Raw genomic sequence first — 448 nt, 5'->3', positions numbered from 1 at the left:
CCGTATGGCCCCTTAGCCCCAACACCGAACCCGAACGGACTGTCCTTCATGTTTCCGATCCACGGAACTTCACCCTGATCAGTTTCGTATAGACCCGGAACTTTAGCCTGTACACGGCTCATCCCAGTGGTGTCATTATTGGCGGTGACCGTTCCCAAGTAGTACGAATTACCGTAGTTTTCGGTGGCCGCCACGCTAGCATTCTGTGTCTTGAATCCCATGATTAACCCTGCGTATACTGACTATCGGTACCAACACGGGTGCCCAATATCTTTTCGGCATAGGTGCCACCGGTTATGTAAATGGCACGCCCAACTACTGCATATGTGCCTGCGTACGCCTTATCAGTAAGGCTGTACTCCTGATCAACTATGAAGGACATAGTAGCGAGCGGTTGGAACTGTTTAGGACTCTGAACCAAAAATTCTACGTCCAGCGAGTATAGGTT

General features: G+C 50.2%; 2 protein-coding genes. Both read right to left on the bottom strand.

What is annotated here, in order from left to right:
- A partial coding sequence (locus tag AC1RPR_RS08290) for a hypothetical protein (protein WP_481763482.1) occupies positions 1-221 on the bottom strand: 221 nt, incomplete at its 3' end.
- A 2-nt stretch (positions 222-223) separates the two neighbouring features.
- A partial coding sequence (locus AC1RPR_RS08285) for a hypothetical protein (RefSeq protein ID WP_481763481.1) occupies positions 224-448 on the bottom strand: 225 nt, incomplete at its 5' end.

The organism is Dellaglioa sp. CoH-57-MRSF-22 (assembly GCF_056781895.1).
This window is presented reverse-complemented; position numbering and strand designations above follow the sequence as displayed.